Raw genomic sequence first — 17,887 nt, forward strand, 5'->3', positions numbered from 1 at the left:
CGCACGGGACGACCTTACCCCCGCGGGCACCTGCCGCGGCAACCCGCGGCGGGATCACGCGAGGACGATGACCGCGTCGTCCGTGACCACGACCAGACGGCCGCCGATGCCCGTGAGCTGGCGCACGTCCGAGGGCAGGCCGAGCCGCCACGCCTCCACACCGTCGCGCAGCCCCCGGGCGACCAGGTGCCTGAGGCCCTCACGGGCGGGCTCCGCGGTGAGCACGTGCAGCCCGTCGGTCACCGGCGGGACGCGCTGCTCGGCGACCAGCTCCTCCTCCCAGAGCAACCGCCCGTCCGCGCCGTCCACAGCGCCGACCGAGCCCTCGCCCGCCATCACCACGACGCGGTGCGCCACGGCGACCGGCGACATCGACGACGGCAGCCGCCACGTCGCGACGCCGTCCTGCGGCCGCACGGCGACCACACGGTTGCCGATGTCCATCAGGAGCTCGTCGACCGACGCGTCGCCCACGACGTCGAGGGGCAGCCCCGGGACGCGCGCGCGCATCTCGCCGTCTGCGTCGCGCAGCGTCCCGCCGTACCCCGACTCCCACGTCGCGAAACCGCCGTCGGGCAGGCCCGTGACCAGGATCTGCCGCCCGGGCGGACCTGCCTCGAGGACCGCGCCCGTGCCCGCGTCGAGCAGCGTGGTCGTCATGGCCACGAGCCCCACGACGCGGTCGTCCCCGACGAGCCGGGGAGCGGCGCGCACACCGCCGTTGTCGACCAGCGGGATCGGCGAGGTCCACGACCAGCGCACGGTCCCGTCCGTGCCGTCCCGACGCTCGACCAGGACGTGCCGGTCGCGCAGCCCCGTCGCGACGACGACGTCACCCTCGGCGCGCACGAGGCCGAGCAGGCTCCCCTCGATCTCCCACGTCCCCCGCTGCTCACCACCGTCCGGGTCCAGCGCGAGGACCTGCGTCGGCGGCACGTACGGCGTGGACTCCCCCGAGCCGCCGTAGACGACCCCCGGCTCCGTCCAGGTGCACAGCAGCAGCGCCGCCGGGTCCGCCGTCGCCGAGCACGCCACCGCCACGGACTCGAAGCCCGAGCCGGCCTCGTCGACGACCGGTACCTCCCAGCGCAGCGCGCCGGTCGCCGGCTCCCACGAGCGCACGGTCCAGCGCCCCTGAGCGCCGGCGACGGTCACGATCGCGCCGCCCGCGCTCAGCACGGGTGTCGGTCCGTCCGCGACCGTCCGCCAGCGCTCGACGGGCACCTGCTCCAGCGGACGCACGACGCCGGGCAGCGCGGCGAAGGCGTCGGCCCGCTCGTGCGCGGCCCGCTCGGTGACACCGGTCGCGACGGCCGCGGCGCCGACCACCACGACGAGGGCGCCCACGACCCACGGCCACCGGCGTCGGCCGTCCCCCGGGGCGCCCATGGCGTCGGCAGCGGCCCGAGCACGCGCGTCGTCGCGCGCCGAGGCGCCGCCGGTCCCCGAGGGGTCGTCGTCGTCGACAAGCTCGACCGGCCGCATCTGCGAGGCCGGGCGTACGCCACCCATGGGCCGAGCCTAGGCCACGCCCGCCCCGCGGGCCGGGCGTGCGGTCAGACCCACTGGACGAGCTGCCAGACGATCCCGTTCGGGTCCGCGAACTGGCAGTAGCGCTCGCCCCACGGCTCGGTCTCCGGCGGCGTGACGACCTGGGCCCCGGCCGCGGCGATGCGCGCGAACTCGGCGTCCACGTCGTCGACCACGAACGCGAGCAGCAGGCCCTGCCCGGCGGGCCCGGCGATCCGCTCGGGCTTGAAGCTCGACAGGCCCACGCGCAGCAGCGCCAGCTCGAACCCGGCGTCCGGGTGGTTCAGGGACACGAAGCCGTCGGCGGACATCTTCTCGCTGAAGCCCAGGTGGGTGCGGGCGAAGTCCGCCGACGCGGCGACGTCGGGGACGTTGAGGGAGACGGCGGACGCGGTGATGTGCATGACGGTCCTCTCACGGGCGGTGCCCCGTGCGCGCGAGCCGGGGTCCTTGCGGCTGATTCTCCGGAGGAGCGCAGCCGCGCGCGACCCGGGGGCCTGGCGCCCGGTCAGGCGACGGGGCTGCGTCCCTGCGTGACGACCGGCATCGTGACGACCCGCAGGGACCGGTCGCCGAACACGACGACCGCCCCCTCGCGCAGCCGCACGGGATGGTCCACCGGGCACACGACCTGTCCGCCGTCGGGCAGCGTCACCAGGGTGCCGTTGGTCGAGCCTCGGTCCACGACCCACGCACCGCCGGCGGAGTCCACCGCGAGCTGCAGATGGGTCTTGGAGACCGATCGCGTCGGGTCGGCGACGCGCACGACCTGCAGGCCGGGGCCGGGCGAGGGGTTGCGACCGACGAGCGCGAGCCGCTCCACGGTGAGCACGCGACCGTCGTCGAACGCGACCCGCAGCCCCGGCGTGGGCTCGGGCCGCGGCTCGGGGATCACGTCCGTGCGCGGCGCGGCGGGGCGTGTCGTCTCGAGCTCAGGCGCCAGCCCGAACGCCAGCGTCGGCGCCGAGCGCACCGCCGGGATCGCGCGCGTGTCGAGGTCGGGGGCCGAGCGCTGAGGGTGCAGCGGTGCCAGGACCAGGCCGCCCGCCGGGGTCGCGAGGGCCGATGCGACGGGTGTCGGCACCTCCGGGGCCTGCGGACCGCGGACGGCGGTCGCCACGACCGCCGGCCGCTCGGGCACGGGCCGCTCGCCCGCAGCCGCACCGGCGGGGGCCGCGTCGGTGCCGGCCACGTGCCGGTGCGCGCCTTGGCCGCGGCGCGACGACGTGGTCACCCGCAGCACCTCCGCGTCGACCGCGCGGTCGTGCCAACCGCGCCGCCGGCCCGTCCGGTCGAGCAGCGGTGACAGCAGCACCACGTACTGCCCGACGGCGCAGACCAGCGTCCCCGCCGCCACGACGAGCCCGCGCACGAGCACACGACCCGCACCGACAGGACGGCGGCTGTGCACGTCGACCGTCCGCACACCCACCAGCCGCCGACCGAGGGTCCAGCCCAGGCGACCGTGCGCGAGCCACTGCGCGACCGTGACGACCGTGGCCAGGACCACCGCGGCGAGGAGCAGCGGCACCGGGACGGCGGGGGCGTCCGGCGCCGCGGCACCGTCCCGCAGCGCGGCGCTGGCGCGCAGGGCCGCCACGAGGACGACCCCGCCGCCGAGCACCAGCAGGACCACCTGGTCGACGAGGACCGCGAGGAACCGCCGGCCCAGGCTCGCCGGCCGGTCGTCCAGCCTGCCGTCCGGCGCGGTCGCAGGTCGGGCGGTCATCGTTCACCTCGGCGGGCTCGGCGGGTCCGACGGGTCCGTCGGGTGGGTGCGGCCGGCGCCGTCGACGGTAGCGCCACCTGCTGCCGGGGGGCGCGCGCCGGGGCGGACGGCCGCCGCAGCGACGCCGGCGAGGCGTGCGACCGTACGCGCCGTCGCCACGGCAGGGTCCGGCGCAGCGCCTCGACCGTCGCGTCCACGTCGGCCCAGTACGCCTCGACCTCCGCGCGCTCGGGCGAGCCGGCCGCGAAGACCGCGCGGTCGGCGCGGCGGGCGAGCGCCTCGACACGCGCCGCGACGGCCGGGTGCCCGCCGGCGATGGTCGTGCTCCACAGCCGGGCCGTCTCGCGGCGCGTCGCCGCCGCCGCGGGGACGCCGCCCATGTCCCGCGCGGTGTCGACCACCTCGTCCCAGCCGCCGGCGACCCGCCGCACGGGGTCGGCCGCGCGTCGGCGACGACGCCGCCGACGCGCCTTGAGAGCGACCACCACGAGCACCGGCGACAGCAGCACCAGGACCCCGCCGAGGCCGATGCCGGTCCACGCCGCGATGCGCAGCCACAGCGCGAGACCGGAGTCGTCCGCGGGCGGGTCCTCCGTCTGCGGCTGCTCGGTGTCGTCGTCCGGCGGCGTCACGCGGTCCGGCGGGAGCGCGGGCGGCTGCACGACCTGCGGCTGCGGGTCGGTGTCCGTCTCCTCCTGCTCCTGCTCGGGGGTGCGCGAGCGCGGCGGCGTCACGTCGAACGGCACCCAGCCACGCCCCGCGAACGCCACCTCGACCCAGGCCTGCACGTCACGGCCGCGGATCTCCACGGCGCCGCCCTCGTCGGTGGGCACCGTGACCTCGCCGTCACCCTCGGCGTCGTCGCCCGAGCCGGGCACGAAGCCGAGCACGACCCGTGCCGGCAGCCCCCTCTCGCGGATCATCAGGGCGGCTGCGGCCGCGTACTGCTCGCCGTCACCGACCATGACGTCGCCGACCAGCAGGTCCGCCAGCCGCGCGGCGCCGTGGCCGGACAGCGACGGGTAGTCCCCGGCGTCGGTCAGGCCGTGGCTGAAGTACCCCTCCTCGCTCAGGTGCGTCGCGATGGTGCGCGCGACCTGCACGGGCGTGCCGGCGTCGCGCGCCACGTCGGCGGCGGCGACCGCGACGGCCTGCGGCGTGCCGCCGGACGCCGGCTGCACGACCGCGCCGGCCCCGGCGCCCCCGATCGCGTCGTCGTCGGGCACCGGAGGCACGACGACGTCCAGCGAGTACGTCATGCCCTCCCGGACGCCCGACGTGACGACCGCGGCACCGCTCGCGTCGTTGAAGCGCAGGTCGGCGGTGGCCCGACCCAGGTCCACCGACCGGGCGTGCCCGACGGTCGGCAACCAGACGCCCTGCAGGGCACCGATCGTGACGTCGACGCGCGCCGACTCCCCCCGCACGGGGACGTCGATGACGTCACCCACGCGCCGGAACTCCCCCGACGCCTCCGCCGAGCCGTCCCCGGCCACGTTGAAAACGACGCCGTCGTAGCGGTCGAACGTCGCGAGCCGCACGCGCGCGCCCTGCGGCAGGCCGTCGACCGTCAGCAGCACCGTGTCGTCGAGCTTGACCAGGCGCCGGAAGGACGCGAGCGGGCTCGGGTAGTCGCGCGGGTCGAACGGCGGCACGATCTCGTCGCGGACGACGACGCGCGGCTGGTCCGCCAGCACCAGCGGAGCCCCCACGAGCCCGCCCGCGGCCGCGACGGCCGCGAGCGCACCTGTCGCGACCACGCGGCGCGGCCGCCACGAGCCGTTGCGCCACGCGGCCCAGCTGAGGCCGACCGCCGCGAGCACGGTGCCGATGACCACCGGCGGCACGGGCGGCTGCCGGGTGCCCAGCACGACCGCGCCGGCGAGGACCAGGACGGGCACGACCGCCGCGAGCGACGCGACGGACGGCCGGCGCACCCGCAGCGTCAGCGTGAGCGCGGTCGCGGTGCCGACGAGACTGAGCAGGAACGCGGCCACGAGCAGCGTGCCGCCCGTGCCGACGGGCGGCTGCAGCGTGAGGACCTGCTTCCACGTCGAGGCCGCACCGCGTGCCAGCGCGGCGAACGTCGCGGGCGTCGGCACGACCCCGGCGACCGTCGTCGTGGGCGCCGCGAGCGCACCACCCGCGATCGCGTACACCGCGACGAGGACCGCGACGACGACGAGCGCGGACCAGCGGCGCAGCGCGCCGACGACCGTGACCGTCGCCGCGAGCAGCACGCCGCCGAGCAGGGCCGGGAGAACGGCCGAGGTGCCGTACACCGGCAGCAGCGGCGTCAGCGCCAGCGCCACGGCGGCGACCAGCACGAGCACGTCGCGCGCGGCGTCGGCGGGCTCGCGGACCCCGATCCGCTGCCCCGGCCTCACGAGACGCCTCCGGACGCGCTCATCCGACGACCCGTCGCAGCGCACGCGGCAGGTCCTCGAGGCGTCCCACGGTCCCGAGCGTCAGGGACCCCTGCGTGCGGACCGCGACGTCCTGACCCAGCGCGCAGCGCAGGACGACCGCGCGGGTGCCTGCGGGCAACGCACGTGCGCCGAGCCGGAGGTCGGCGTCCGAGGGCGCTCCCCCGGTGACGAGGAACGCGACGGACGCGTCGGGCGTCTCGCGCACGACGCGGCGTCCGAGCAGCACGGCCCCGGCACCCGCGGGCGACCACGACAGGCGCGAGCAGTCGTCGAGCAGCAGCGGCGGGGTCACCGTGCGCAGCCGACCGGCACCGGCCAGCAGCTCGACGTCGCGCTCGTCGCGGATCGCCTGGACCGCGATCGACGCGGCCACCGAGACGGCCAGCTCGAGCTCGTCGGGGTGCGTGTAGTCGCCGACCGCCGTCGCCAGGGCGATGGACGTGAGCGTGCGGCGCGTGTCCTCGAACTGCTTGACCATGAGCTTCCCGCGGCGCGCGGTGGTGCGCCAGTGGATGTAGCGCCGGTCGTCGCCGGCGACGTAGTCGCGCAGCGCGTGGAAGTTGAGGTCCGAGTCGGACAGGTCGCGCGTCGCCTGGCCCTCGAGGTCGCGCAGCAGCCCGGCGTTGGCCCCGCCGAGCGCGACGACCTCGGGGTGGACGAAGAGCTCGGCCGGCTCCGTCCAGCGCAGCCGGCGCTGCAGCAGCCCGAGCGGGTCACCGCGGCGCGACACCACGGGGCCCACGACGATCACCGCGCGCCGGTCCGTCGGCACCGCGAACAGGTCGTCGTGCGTCGCGCCCGGCGCGAGGCTCGGCACCGACAGCTCGACGACGCGGTCCCCGACGGGCAGGTCGACCTGCGACGGCAGCGAACGCCGTGAGGCGGCGTTGCGGACGTCGACGCGGCCCACGGCGCGCTGGCCGATGCGCACGCGGTGGTCGGCGAGGTCGAGGACGACGCGGTAGCGGGTGCGGCCGACCGTCATGGCCAACGCCGCGACGAGCACGCCGAGCAGCGCCACGCCGAGCGCGGCGAGCTCGCCCCACCCGAGCAGGCGTCCCGCCCCGAGGGCCAGGAGCGCCACGACGGCGACCCCCCACCCGAGGGGCGCGACGCGCAGACCCATGCCTCAGCCCTGCCGCAGGGCCGGCGGCGCGACCTGGTCCAGGACGCGCGCGACGACCTCGGTCGCCGTGACGCCGGCGAACTCGGCCTCCGAGTCCAGCATCAGCCGGTGGGCGAGCACGGCCTGGCCGAGCACCTTGATGTCGTCGGGCAGGACGTAGTCCCGGCCGTCGGCGGCGGCGGCGACCTTGGCGCACCGCACGAGCGCCAGACCGCCGCGGATGCTCGCGCCGAGCGACGTCTGCGGGTCGTCGCGCGTCGCCTCGAGCAGCCGGGCGACGTAGTCGAGCACGGCCTCGTCGACGTGGACGGTCAGCGCGAGGTCGGACATGGTCCCCACGGCCTGCGTCGTGATGCGCGGACGCAGGGCGGCCGTGCGGTCCTTGACGCCCGCGAGGATCTCGACCGACGACGCGCGGTCCGGGTACCCGAGCGACGTCTTGAGCAGGAACCGGTCCAGCTGCGCCTCGGGCAGCCGGTAGGTGCCGGCCTGCTCGATCGGGTTCTGCGTCGCGATCACCATGAACGGCCGCCCGACGGGGTGCGTGACGCCGTCGACGGTGACGTTCGCCTCCTCCATCACCTCGAGCAGCGCGGCCTGCGTCTTGGGCGAGGCACGGTTGATCTCGTCGGCCAGCACCACGGACGCGAAGATCGGGCCCGGGTGGAACTCGAACCGCTGGGACGACTGGTCGTAGATCGTCACGCCCGTCACGTCCGAGGGCAGCAGGTCGGGCGTGAACTGGATGCGGTGGTGCGAGCCCTGCACGGTCGCCGAGATCGCCTTGGCGAGCGACGTCTTGCCGGTGCCCGGGGCGTCCTCGAGAAGCACGTGCCCGTCGGCGAGCATCGCGATCAGCACGAGCCGGACGGTCTCCTCCTTGCCGAGGAGCGCTTGCCCGACGTTGGCCACCAGGGCGTCGAACGTCTCGGCGAACCAGGTGGTCTGCTCCGGGGTCATGTGCGGGGGCTCCAGTCGGTGGGGGTGGACGTGCGGGGCGGGCGGGGCATCATCCGCCGTCACCGGGGTCCGGCGTGGGTGGGGCGGCCGGGACCGTCGCGACGGCCGACTCGGCCCAGCCCGACGACGTGCCGAACTGGTTGACGGCCCGGACGCGGATGCGGACGGTGGTGCCCGCCGCAGCAGGCGAGGGCAGCGGCGCGTTGTCGAGCCGGTCGGTGGTGGCGCGCGGCATGTCCTGCCAGCCCCCCGTCGCGGTGCGGACCTGGACGTCGTAGCCGAGGATCGCCGCTCCGCCGGTGTCGCCGGGAGGCGCCCAGTCCGCGGACAGCGACGCACCGTCCGCGGCGACGGACAGGGCGAACCCGCCCCCCACGTCGCCCGGCTCGCTCGCCCGGGTGATCGTCCGCTCCGCGGACCCCGCACCGCCCTGCCCGGCCGCGTTCGACGGTGTGACGACGACCCGGAACGAGGCGGACCGCTTGAGGAAGCTGTAGCTCGGCATGCCGGACGACGAGGAGGCGGAGGTCCCCGTGACGTTGCGCTGCACGTCCGTCTGCCGACCGTCCACCCAGAACTCGACCGTGTAGCCGCCTGTCGCACCGCCCCACTGGACGTCCGCCCACGACGCGGAGATCGAGCTGATCTGGCGCGAGTCGGTCCACTGCGGGTCCGCGATGACCACCGAGTCGACGCTCGACGGCGCCGTGACGGGATTCGGCTGGGACGTCGCCGCGGCGCTCCACTCCCCGCACCCGGCGGCGTTGCACGCCATCACCTGGACGCGCACGGGCTCGCCGCCCCGCAGCGCACCGACCTCGAGCGACGTGCCCGGGCCCGCATCGCGGTCGACGTCGTTGACCTTGACCACGTGGCGCGTGACGGGCGAGCCGCGGTCGTCGGGACGCTGCCACGAGATGAGCACCGACCCGTCGCGGAAGGCCCCGCCGGACCGCCCGGTGACGGAGACCCCGCTCACCGCGACGGGCACGCCGAACGCCGATGCGCTCGCCGTGGCCGCATCGCCCGGCCCGACCTTGTTCACGGCTCTGAGCTCGAACGTGTAGCTCTGCCCGTTCACCGCACCGGTGAACGCGTAGTCGCGCGCGTCGGCGCTCGGGATGTCGACGGTCTTCCCGCCCGGTCCACGGATCGCGAGCTGGAAGCCCTTGAGGGAGTCGCCGTTGGCCGCCGCGTCGCCCCAGGCGACGTTGATCTGCCCGCCGACGGGGGTGTCGTGGCGCGTCGCGGTGAGACCGGTGGGCGCGCCCGGCGGCCCGGCCGGGACCTCCGTCGCGGACCACAGGCTCCAGCCGCTCGGCTCGGGCGCCTTGTTGTGCGCCCGCACCCGGACGGAGTAGGCGACGCCGTTGCGCAGCCGGTCGAACGTGTAGCTCGTCGACGTGGTGGTGCGCGTGGCGGCGCCGGACTCGGGTGCCGGGCTGATCTCCAGCGAGTAGCTGGTCACCTGCGACCCCTGGGACACCGGCGTCTCCCATGACGCCGTCACCGCCTGGTTGCCGAACACGAGGCGCGGCGCGCCGGGGATGTCGGGCACGGCGTCCGGACGTGCCGGCGCCGACGACGGTGACTCCTCCGACCAGCCGACGCGGTTGCGGGCGGCGACGGTGAACGTGTACTCGACGTCGTTGGTCAGCCCGTCGATCGTGCACGTCGTGCTCGCGCACGAGCGTGCGATGCCACCCGGTGACGCAGTGACGCGGTACTCGGTGATCGGCTCACCGCGGTTGTCCGGTGCCGTCCACGACACGACGACCGTGCGGTCGCGCACCTCGCCGATCCGCGGCGGGACGGGTGCGAGCGGGACGCCGCTGACGCGGACGGTCACGCGGCCCTCGACCTCGCGCCCCGGGTCGCCCGTCACGTCGCGCACCCGGTAGCGCACGACCATCTGGCCGATGAAGTCGTTGCTCGGACGCACCGAGACGCTCGTGGACGTCGCCGACGCCGTGCCGGCGCCGGCCGTCTCGACGACCGCACCGACCACCGTCAGCGGGCCCTGGTCCGGGAACGGGTTGGAGGACCCCGCGAGCACGTCGACCGTCGACTCGCGGCCCTGCGCGCCGTCGTCGACGGTGAAGTTCTGGACCGTCGCCGTGCGACGCGCGCTCGCGACGACGCGCAGGTCGACGGCGACGTCCATGACGCCGCTGCGGCCGTAGGTGAGCTGCATCTCGACCTTGCCGGTCGTGCCCTTGGGGGTCGTCGCGTCGGCGGAGACGCGCAGCTCGGTGCCGTCGAGGACCACCGCGAAGCCGGCGGGCACGCTCGACACGAGACGGAACCCGTACCGGTCGCCGGGCGTGGCGGTCCCGTCGGCCTGCTCCGGGCCACGGGTCAGCGCCAGGAGGTCGACGCGCGTCGGCGCCTCGCCCGGCTCGACCTCGACGGTCGTCCCGTCGAACGTCGGCGGGTGGTCGTCCACCGCGAACACCGTGATCTGCAGCGTGAGCAGCGCGGTCCGCGCCGTCGTGTCGGACGGGCCCGTCGCATCCGTCACGGGCACGGTGATCGAGGCCGGTCCCGCGTACCCGTCGGCCGACGCGAAGACCAGCGTCCCGGCGTCCTGGACCAGCTCGGCACCGCTGGAGCGGGTCGCCGTCACCTGCGTCGGGTCGGCGATGGTCGGCTCGCGTCCCGGCGCGACCTGCACGTGCTCCGCGAGCGGGATCACGAGCTGGTCACCGCTCGCGACGCGCAGCTCGGGCGCGCGTGGGCGCAGCTGCGGCGGGAAGAAGCCGAGCGCGGGCACGGTGATGAAGGCGTACGCGTCCGCGCCCTCGGCGGTCCGGTTGACCAGGCGGTACGGCACCGTCTGGGAGTGGTCGACCAGGGTCACGACGACGTCGCCCTGGGGGGTCACGCGCGCGACGTCGGCGTGCGACGCCGGCACCGAGACGTCGAGGTCCGACAGCGGGCCGGACGGGTTCTGGGCGACGGCCAGCACGTCGACGGAGACCTCGGTCTTGCCGATGGTGTCGATCGCCGGGACCAGCACGTCTCGCGCGACCGGGGGCTGCACCGGGGCGTCGTCCGTCACGGTCACGGTGAGCGCGCCGTAGTCGCGCCCGCCGCCGTCGTTGGTCACCACGTACGGGATCTGCACGACCTGCGGCGAGGACGGCGCGGTGACGACGACGCGCCGGCCCTGGATCTGCGCCTCGACCCCCTCGGGCACCTCGATCGAGTCGAGCGTCAGCTCGCGGCCCGTCGAGTCGATGTCGTTCGCCAGGACGCGGACCTCGACGCGCTGACCGGGGCGCAGCGTCACGGCGTCGTCGACGGCCACCACGCCGGAGGCACCCGACGGGCGCGGGGCGATGCCGACGCGCACGGAGGCGACCGCCCGCTGCCCCACCCAGTCCTCGACGGCGTACGTGAACCGGTCGGTCCCGCGCGAGCCGGGGAACGCCTCGTACTCGAGCCAGTCCGGGCCCACCTCGGTGATGCGTCCCAGCGCAGGCGCGGAAGCCGGCCCCAGCAGCGTCACGCCGTCGCCGTCGTCGTCGACGCCCACGAGCGGGACGGGGATGCGCACGGTGTCACCCTCGAACACGCGCGCCTCGACGTCCCGCGGCCGCGGGGGCGACTTGGTGGCGGGGTCGGACTCGTGCACCCGGACCGTGACGGTCGCGGCGGTGACGTTGCCGGCGGTGTCCTGGACCTGGAAGATCGCGCGCGCCGTCAGCGCACGGTCCGGCGCCTGGTAGCGCAGCACGTCACCCGACACGAACAACAGCCCGTCACCCTCGGCGAGCGGCTCGGGCAGGTCGCGCAGCACGGTCAGCTTGTCGCCGTCGGGGTCGGACGCGCCGGCGAGCACAGGGATGGTCACGACGCCGCCCGCACGCACCGTCGCCTCGACGTTCGGCACCACGGGTGGCTGCGACGACGCCGACGGGGGCACCGGCTGCACCACGATCTCGCCGACGGCCGACGCCGACCCGTTGGACACCTCGTACGCCAGCGCGATCGGCCCGTCGGGGGTGCGCTCGGCGCGGATCTGCACGTAGCGGTGCTCGATCACCGCCACCTGCAGCCCGGACCCCTCCGGGACGGTCACGGTCTGCAGCACGAGGACGTTGTTGGCCGGGTCCTCGTCGTTCGCCAGCGGGTCGACCGTGACCTCCCCGCCGGCCGGCAGCAGCGCCAGGTCGCGCACCGCGACGGGCGGCTGCGCCTGCTCCGGCCACTCGCGCACGTCGATCCGCGCGATCCCGGTGGCCTGCTGCGGCGCAGCCGTGACGACGAACGTCACGTAGTACGGCCCCGCGCGCGGCGCCTTGAACGTGAACGTGCCCGCCTGCAGGTCCGGCACGATCGTGGCACCCGGCGTGTCCGACACCGCCGCGAGGCGAGGCGGCTCGGAGGAAGCCGAGCGGACCGCGTCGAGCGGACGCAGGACGACCTCCTGACCCACGTAGGTCACGGCGTGCACGGGGTCGATCTGCGGGGGCACGGACCCGGCGGCGCGCACGTCGACCACGACCTCGCCGTCGACCACGTTCGTACCGTCCGACACCTGCACCTGCACGGTCGTGCGGCCCAGGCCGCCGCCGTCGGCGGTGAAGGTCAGGACCCCGTCCTGCCGGAAGCGCGCCGTGCCGGCCGCCGGGTCCGCGCTCGCCCCGACGAGCAGCAGGTCGTCGCCGTCGGCGTCCTCGAAGTCGGCGAGGACGCTGTGCACCAGCTGGCCGCCGGTCTCGATCGTCAACGACGACGTGCGCACCTGCGTCGGCGCGTTGTCGCCGTCGCTCACCGTGAGCCGCACCGTCGCGGTCGACGGCGCGTTGACGCCGCGTCCGTCGGTGACCGTGTACCGCAGCTCTGCCGTCCCCGCGGCCCCCTCCAGCACGTGCACCTGGAGCGCCCGTCCGCCACGGACCTGCTCGACCGTGCCGAAGTCGGCCGGGAGCGGGTCGAGCAGCGAGATGACGAGGATGCCGCAGTCGGAGGAGGAGTCGTTGTCGATGACGGGCAGCACGCGCGTGCGCCCGGCCCGCACACCGAACGCGTCGTCGACGGCGACGGGCGGCGCGCTCTGCTCGCTGCACTCCGTCACCGGCTCCTGCATGACCTCACCGGTGTCGGAGTCCTCCTCCGAGTCGTCGGGGTCCTCCTCGGGCACGATGTCGTCCCAGTTGGGGACGCGCACGGCCGTGTCCTCCTGCGGCAGCCAGACGCGCCCGCCGACGGTCTCGTTGAGGACCACGAAGCCGCGGTTGACGCGGAACGCCAGCTCGTCGGCCGCGGTCATGCCCTCGAGGTCCTCGACCACCGGGTCCTCGCCGTCGCACAGCCGGAGCGACGACCCCACGGCGGAGGCCCACGCCGCGTAGGCGCAGCCGCCCACGCGCACGGGGGCAGCCGGCACCCCGGAGCCGGTGGTGTCGTGACGGCGCGGTGTGCCGCCGTCGAGCGGCACCTCCCACAGCGCTGCGCTGCCCGACAGCAGCACGCTCGACGCCGCGGGGCCGGGCTGCTGCAGGACGAGGTCCGTGTCGTCGACCGTCACCTCACCGGTCAGCGTGCGGACGGTGCTGTCGGACAGCACGACGAGCTCGTCGCCGACGGCGGTCACCGCGTCGACGTCCACCGCGCCCAGCGCCCCGACCTCCTCGGGAGCCACCGGCTGGGTCGCCGGGACCCGCGTGACCGCGCCGTCCTCGGGCGCGACCGCCAGCACCGCGCCGCTGCGCGCCACGACCGCCGCGCCGCCCTCACCGAGCTGCAGGTCCGGGGCGCCGTCCGTCAGGTCCAGCACGTCGAGCTCCGCGACCTGGCGCACCCACGTGTCACCCGCGCCGTCGACGAACGCGACGCGCCCGGCCGCCATCGAGACCTTGGTGCCCGGCGTGGCGATCTGCGTGGTCGTCGCGACCGACGCCGGGTCCACCACCGACACCGCGTTCGGCTCGACGAGCAGCACCCAGCCCTGGTCCTGCTGGACGTCGAACGCGCTGCTGGTCGTGACGATGCCGCCGTCGAGCTCCTCGACCGGCACGTTGTAGCGCCCCAGGCTCATCTGGCCCGTCGCGGTGAGCCACACGCCGCCGTCGTTGAGGTCGACGCGCGCGAGCGGGAAGCCCCGGTCGACGAGCGCGAGGGAGAGCACGATCAGCGGGACGGTGACGATGGCGGCGGTCGTGGTCATCGGGCGCCGGCGCCACGTGCGCGGGTTCCACCAGGTCACGGCGCACACCCCTGCGCCGGGCGCGCCGTGCTGCTGCGGTCCGCCCGCACGATCGACACCTGGATGCACACCTCACCGGTCGCCTGGTCGGCGGGGACCGTGACGCGCTCCTCGTCGACCAGCGCGAGCGTCGGCTCACCGGTCACGGCGAGCACCCCCCAGAGGTACCGGTCCCCGTCCTGCGGGTCGGGATTCTGCCACGTGAACGTCACGGAGCCGTCCCCCGCGCGGGTGCCGGCGAGCGAGTGGGGGGCCGGCACGGGTCCCGCTGCCGGCCCCGTCTGCGGTGGGGCGAACGTGTCCGTGGGCGCGGGCGGCGGCGCGTCGCCGCCGCGCAGCGAGGCCACCACGACGCCCGCGACGGCGGCGAGCACGACCGCGCCCGCGATGACCGCCCCCACGCGCGCGCCGCGGCGCGTGCCCGCGCGGTCGGGGACGCCCGTGGGCGCGGGCTGCTGCACCGGGGCCGGTGCCACGAGCGTGGGACGCCCGACGACGACGGCCCGGGCTCGCGTCGCGTCCTCGTCGTGGCCGGCGAGCCCCTGGAGCGGACCGGGCAGGGCGATGCCGCGCAGCCGGGTGGCGTCCTCGTCGTCGGACGGCGCCGCGCCGAGGGCGGTGGGCGGCTCGTCGGGCAGGTCGAGCGGCGTCACCGGGAGCCGCAGCGCCGCCTCGACCTCCTGCAGGGCACGCGCGACGGCCATCGCGGAGGCGAAGCGCCGCGACGGGTGCTTGGCCATCGCGCGGTCGAGCACGGCCTGCAGCTGCGGCGGCACGTCCTCGCGCCCCACCGGGGGCAGCGGCGAGCGCTCGATGCGCGCCACGAGCTGCTGCGCGCTGTTGTTGCCGCCGGGCAGCTCGAAGGGCGTGCGGCCCGCCAGGAGCGAGTAGATGGTCGCCGCGAGCGCGTAGACGTCGGACCGCTCGTCGCCGGTCGGGTGCTCGGCCAGGAGCTCGGGGGGCGACCACGGGATCGACATGCCCATCGTCTGGGCGGGCGGACCGGTCGTCGCGGCGATCCCGAAGTCGGTGAGCGCGGGCCAGCCGAAGTCGGTGGTCAGCACGTTGGCGGGCTTGATGTCCCGGTGCAGGATGCCGGCCCGGTGCGCCGTCTCGACCGCCGAGGCCAGGCGCACGCCGATGCGCAGCACCTCGGGCACGGGCATCCGCTCGGCGCGGTACCGCTCCGCGAGGCCCGCGCGCGAGCAGTACTCCATGACGAGGAACGGCCGGCCGTCGGCGGCGATGGCGGCGTGGTGGATCGTGACGATCGACGGGTGGTGCGACAGCTGGGCCATGAGGTTGGCCTCGGTCTGGAACCGCTCGCGCACGTCGTCGTCGAGGCTGCCCGCCAGCAGCACCTTGACCGCGACGTCGCGCCGCGGCAGGTGCTGGCGGTACAGGAAGACGTCCGCGAAGCCGCCCAGGCCGAGCACGCGCACGTACTCGTACCCGGGCAGGTCCGGCGGCGCGGACGCCTCACGACGCGCCGTCACGACGCGCTGCGCTCCACGGTGAAGGTCACGCCGTCACCGAGGTCGACGACCTCGTCGGTCCCCACGACGCTCGGCTCGCCGGGGTGCAGGCGGCGCACGCCCTCGCCGGGACGCGACACGTGCACACCGTTGGTCGAGTCGAGGTCCGTCACGACGACGTGCTCGCCCTCGAGGCGCACCTCGGCGTGCGTGCGGGAGATGTCCTGGTTGGGGCTCGGGACGGTGACGAGCCGCGGCAGCTCCCGGTTCGTGACGCGCGCGACCTGCGGGGCGCGGCCCAGCAGCACCGCGCGGTCGAGCGCGACGACGAGGCCCGTGGACAGCACCATGCGGGCCGGCAGCGGCGCCACCTCGGGCGTCGGGAACGGACCCGGCACCGGGTCCTGCGACCAGGCGGGCAGGCGGTCGCGCAGGCGCGCCAGGTCGCTCGACAGGATCGTCATGCCGTCGTGGTCGTCCGACTCCTGCTCCCCCGGCTCGGGCTCCGCCGTGGCGAGCGCCGCCGGCACCGGCGCAGCGGCGGGGGTGCCGGCACCGGTCGTGGGCGCCAGGGGCCACCACGGGATGTCCGGCGCACCCTCCGCGTCGCCCGCGGTCAGCGGCTCGTCGAGGGCCGTGGTCTGCGGCACGGGCGTGGGCTCCTCGACGGGCGTCGGCGCGTCGAGGGCCGTCGCGTCGTCGGGTGCGACCGCCGCCAGGGGCGTCGGCTCCTCGAGCGACGTCACGCGCTCGGCCGGCGTCAGGTCCTCGAGCGGGGTCAGGTCCTCGAGCGGGGTCAGGTCCTCGAGCGGTGTCGGCTCGTCGACGGGCGTCACCGGGGCGAGCGCCGCCGCCGACGCGGCGAGGTCGGGGTGCGCGGCGGGGTCCTGCGACGACTCCGGCGCCGTCGCGTCGGGCTCGGGTGTCTCGCCGTACGCGCGCTCCGGCTCGGGCGCCGGGACGATCGGCTGCTCGTGCGTCGCGGTGTCGGGGGCGACGACCGCGTCCTCGGTCGCGCCGGTGCGCAGGCCGCCGGCCCGCACCACGCCGCCGACCAGCGGCCACCACGTCGCGTCCGCGGCACCGTCGACGAGGACCTCGAGCCCGTGCACGCCGAGCGCGCGGTGCTCGGTCCAGACCACCCCGTCCCGCGCGGCCACCTCCTGGGCACCGTCCACGCCGTGCAGCCGCAGCCGCACCGGCCCGCGCAGCACCGCGTAGACCGACCCGTCCGCGTCCGTCCGCACGAGCGCGAACTGCGGCAGCGCGGCGAACCCGTCGGCGGCGACCACGCCCAGCGCCCCGAGGACGTCGCCGTCCCCGCGCGCCACCTGCCACAGGCCGTCGACGAGCCGCCACGGCGCGTCGGGCTCGACGAGGGCGAGGAACCCGTCACCTGCGACGGCGGTCCACGGGCCGTCCTGGTACTCGTGGTGGGCGCGGTCCGTCATGCGGGGTCCTCCTGGACGTCGACCGGCTCGCGGGCCGGCGGGACGGGCGTGGGCAGGTCGTCCGGCGTGGGGGTGGCGCGCCGCGGGACGGTCGCGCCGTTGAGCATCTCGTCCCACAGGTGCGGCCCCAGGTCGGGCGCGGAGCGCGGCAGGGTCGTGTGCGTCTGCTCGGGCGTGCTGGTCGTCGCGACGTCGACGACGACCGCGCTCACGTTGTCGCGCCCCCCGCGCTCGAGCGCGTCCTGCACGAGGCGCGCGGCGGCCTCCTGCGGGTCGTCGAGCGCGCCGAGGACCTCGCCGATCTCCTCGTCGGCGAGCTCGCGCGTCAGGCCGTCGGTGCAGATCAGCAGCCGGTCGTCGGCGCCGGCGGGCAGCAGCCAGTAGTCGGGCTCGGGCTGCTCACCGGTACCGAGAGCGCGGGTCAGCACGTGCCGCTCGGGGTGGCGGCGCGCCGCGGCGGGCGTGAGGTCGCCCGCGTCCAGGAGCTCCTGCACCACCGAGTGGTCGACGCTGACCTGGGAGAGCTCACCCTCGGACCAGCGGTACACGCGCGAGTCGCCCACGTTGAACACCAGCCAGTACCAGCCGCCGTCGTGCTCGGTGACCGCCGCGCCCGCGACGGTGGTGCCGCCCTGCCGACCACGCGTGAACTCGGCCCGGATCCGCGTCGAGGTGCGCGCGAAGCACGCGTGCACGTCGTCCGACGACGCGGACGACTGCCCCGCGAGCTGTGCGAACTCCTCGACGGCGATGCGGCTCGCGAGGTCCCCTGCGTCGTGCCCACCCATGCCGTCGGCGACGAGGAACACCGGAGGGTAGGCGAGGAGCGCGTCCTCGTTCACCTCACGGACGCGTCCCCGGTCCGTCGCCGAACCCCACGACGTGCGCACGCCACCACCGTCCCTCGCTCAGAAGCAACCGGGGCACATGGTGCCTCACCCGGGGCGTGCGGTTCACGCACGTCCGTCCAGTT

The 17,887-nt window shown here is 75.9% G+C and carries 10 protein-coding genes; all 10 read right to left on the reverse strand.

Translation table 11 applies throughout. From position 1 onward, the window contains the following. Positions 1-54: 54 nt before the first annotated feature. The 10 genes from KKR89_RS11100 to KKR89_RS11145 all read right to left on the reverse strand — a co-directional run bounded on the left by KKR89_RS11100 (position 55) and on the right by KKR89_RS11145 (position 17,804). A complete protein-coding gene (locus tag KKR89_RS11100; protein WP_208195399.1) occupies positions 55-1,512 on the reverse strand; it encodes an outer membrane protein assembly factor BamB family protein in 1,458 nt (485 codons plus the stop codon). A 44-nt stretch (positions 1,513-1,556) separates the two neighbouring features. After that, a complete protein-coding gene (locus tag KKR89_RS11105; RefSeq protein ID WP_208195400.1) occupies positions 1,557-1,934 on the reverse strand; it encodes a VOC family protein in 378 nt (125 codons plus the stop codon). A 104-nt stretch (positions 1,935-2,038) separates the two neighbouring features. Beyond that, positions 2,039-3,259: an FHA domain-containing protein gene (locus KKR89_RS11110; RefSeq protein WP_208195401.1), complete on the reverse strand. Its 1,221-nt coding sequence runs from the start codon at positions 3,257-3,259 to the stop codon at positions 2,039-2,041. Then, positions 3,256-5,646 (reverse strand): DUF3488 and transglutaminase-like domain-containing protein, encoded by a 2,391-nt coding sequence (locus KKR89_RS11115; protein WP_208195402.1) that lies wholly within the window; start codon positions 5,644-5,646, stop codon positions 3,256-3,258. The genes KKR89_RS11110 and KKR89_RS11115 overlap by 4 nt, the downstream gene beginning before the upstream one ends. 19 nt (positions 5,647-5,665) lie before the next feature. After that, the gene (locus tag KKR89_RS11120) at positions 5,666-6,814 is read right to left on the reverse strand and encodes a DUF58 domain-containing protein (RefSeq protein WP_208195403.1); all 1,149 of its coding nucleotides are present in this window, start codon (positions 6,812-6,814) and stop codon (positions 5,666-5,668) included. A gap of 3 nt (positions 6,815-6,817) precedes the next feature. After that, a complete protein-coding gene (locus KKR89_RS11125; protein ID WP_208195404.1) occupies positions 6,818-7,774 on the reverse strand; it encodes an AAA family ATPase in 957 nt (318 codons plus the stop codon). Positions 7,775-7,823: 49 nt separating this feature from the next. After that, positions 7,824-13,988: an Ig-like domain-containing protein gene (locus KKR89_RS11130; RefSeq protein WP_251140858.1), complete on the reverse strand. Its 6,165-nt coding sequence runs from the start codon at positions 13,986-13,988 to the stop codon at positions 7,824-7,826. Next, positions 13,985-15,484, reverse strand: coding sequence for a serine/threonine-protein kinase (locus tag KKR89_RS11135; RefSeq protein WP_208195405.1), 1,500 nt, complete (start codon positions 15,482-15,484; stop codon positions 13,985-13,987). The genes KKR89_RS11130 and KKR89_RS11135 overlap by 4 nt, the downstream gene beginning before the upstream one ends. Then, entirely contained in the window at positions 15,481-16,914 is a 1,434-nt protein-coding gene (locus KKR89_RS11140; protein ID WP_208195406.1) for an FHA domain-containing protein, read from the reverse strand. Before KKR89_RS11140 ends, KKR89_RS11135 begins: the two co-directional genes overlap by 4 nt. Beyond that, positions 16,911-17,804 carry a PP2C family protein-serine/threonine phosphatase gene (locus KKR89_RS11145; RefSeq protein ID WP_208195407.1) on the reverse strand — a complete coding sequence of 298 codons (894 nt, stop codon included), beginning with the start codon at positions 17,802-17,804 and terminating at the stop codon, positions 16,911-16,913. The genes KKR89_RS11140 and KKR89_RS11145 overlap by 4 nt, the downstream gene beginning before the upstream one ends. Between the last annotated feature and the right edge of the window lie 83 nt (positions 17,805-17,887).

Source organism: Cellulomonas dongxiuzhuiae, from assembly GCF_018623035.1.
Taxonomy (GTDB): Bacteria; Actinomycetota; Actinomycetes; order Actinomycetales; family Cellulomonadaceae; genus Cellulomonas; species Cellulomonas dongxiuzhuiae.

Excerpts from the sequence above, each read along its gene's own strand:
- KKR89_RS11125 (WP_208195404.1), bottom strand. The coding sequence starts at position 7,774 with ATGACCCCGGAGCAGACCACCTGGTTCGCCGAGACGTTCGACGCCCTG.
- KKR89_RS11110 (WP_208195401.1), bottom strand. The coding sequence starts at position 3,259 with ATGACCGCCCGACCTGCGACCGCGCCGGACGGCAGGCTGGACGACCGG.
- KKR89_RS11120 (WP_208195403.1), bottom strand. The coding sequence starts at position 6,814 with ATGGGTCTGCGCGTCGCGCCCCTCGGGTGGGGGGTCGCCGTCGTGGCG.
- KKR89_RS11100 (WP_208195399.1), bottom strand. The coding sequence starts at position 1,512 with ATGGGTGGCGTACGCCCGGCCTCGCAGATGCGGCCGGTCGAGCTTGTC.
- KKR89_RS11105 (WP_208195400.1), bottom strand. The coding sequence starts at position 1,934 with ATGCACATCACCGCGTCCGCCGTCTCCCTCAACGTCCCCGACGTCGCC.
- KKR89_RS11140 (WP_208195406.1), bottom strand. The coding sequence starts at position 16,914 with ATGACGGACCGCGCCCACCACGAGTACCAGGACGGCCCGTGGACCGCC.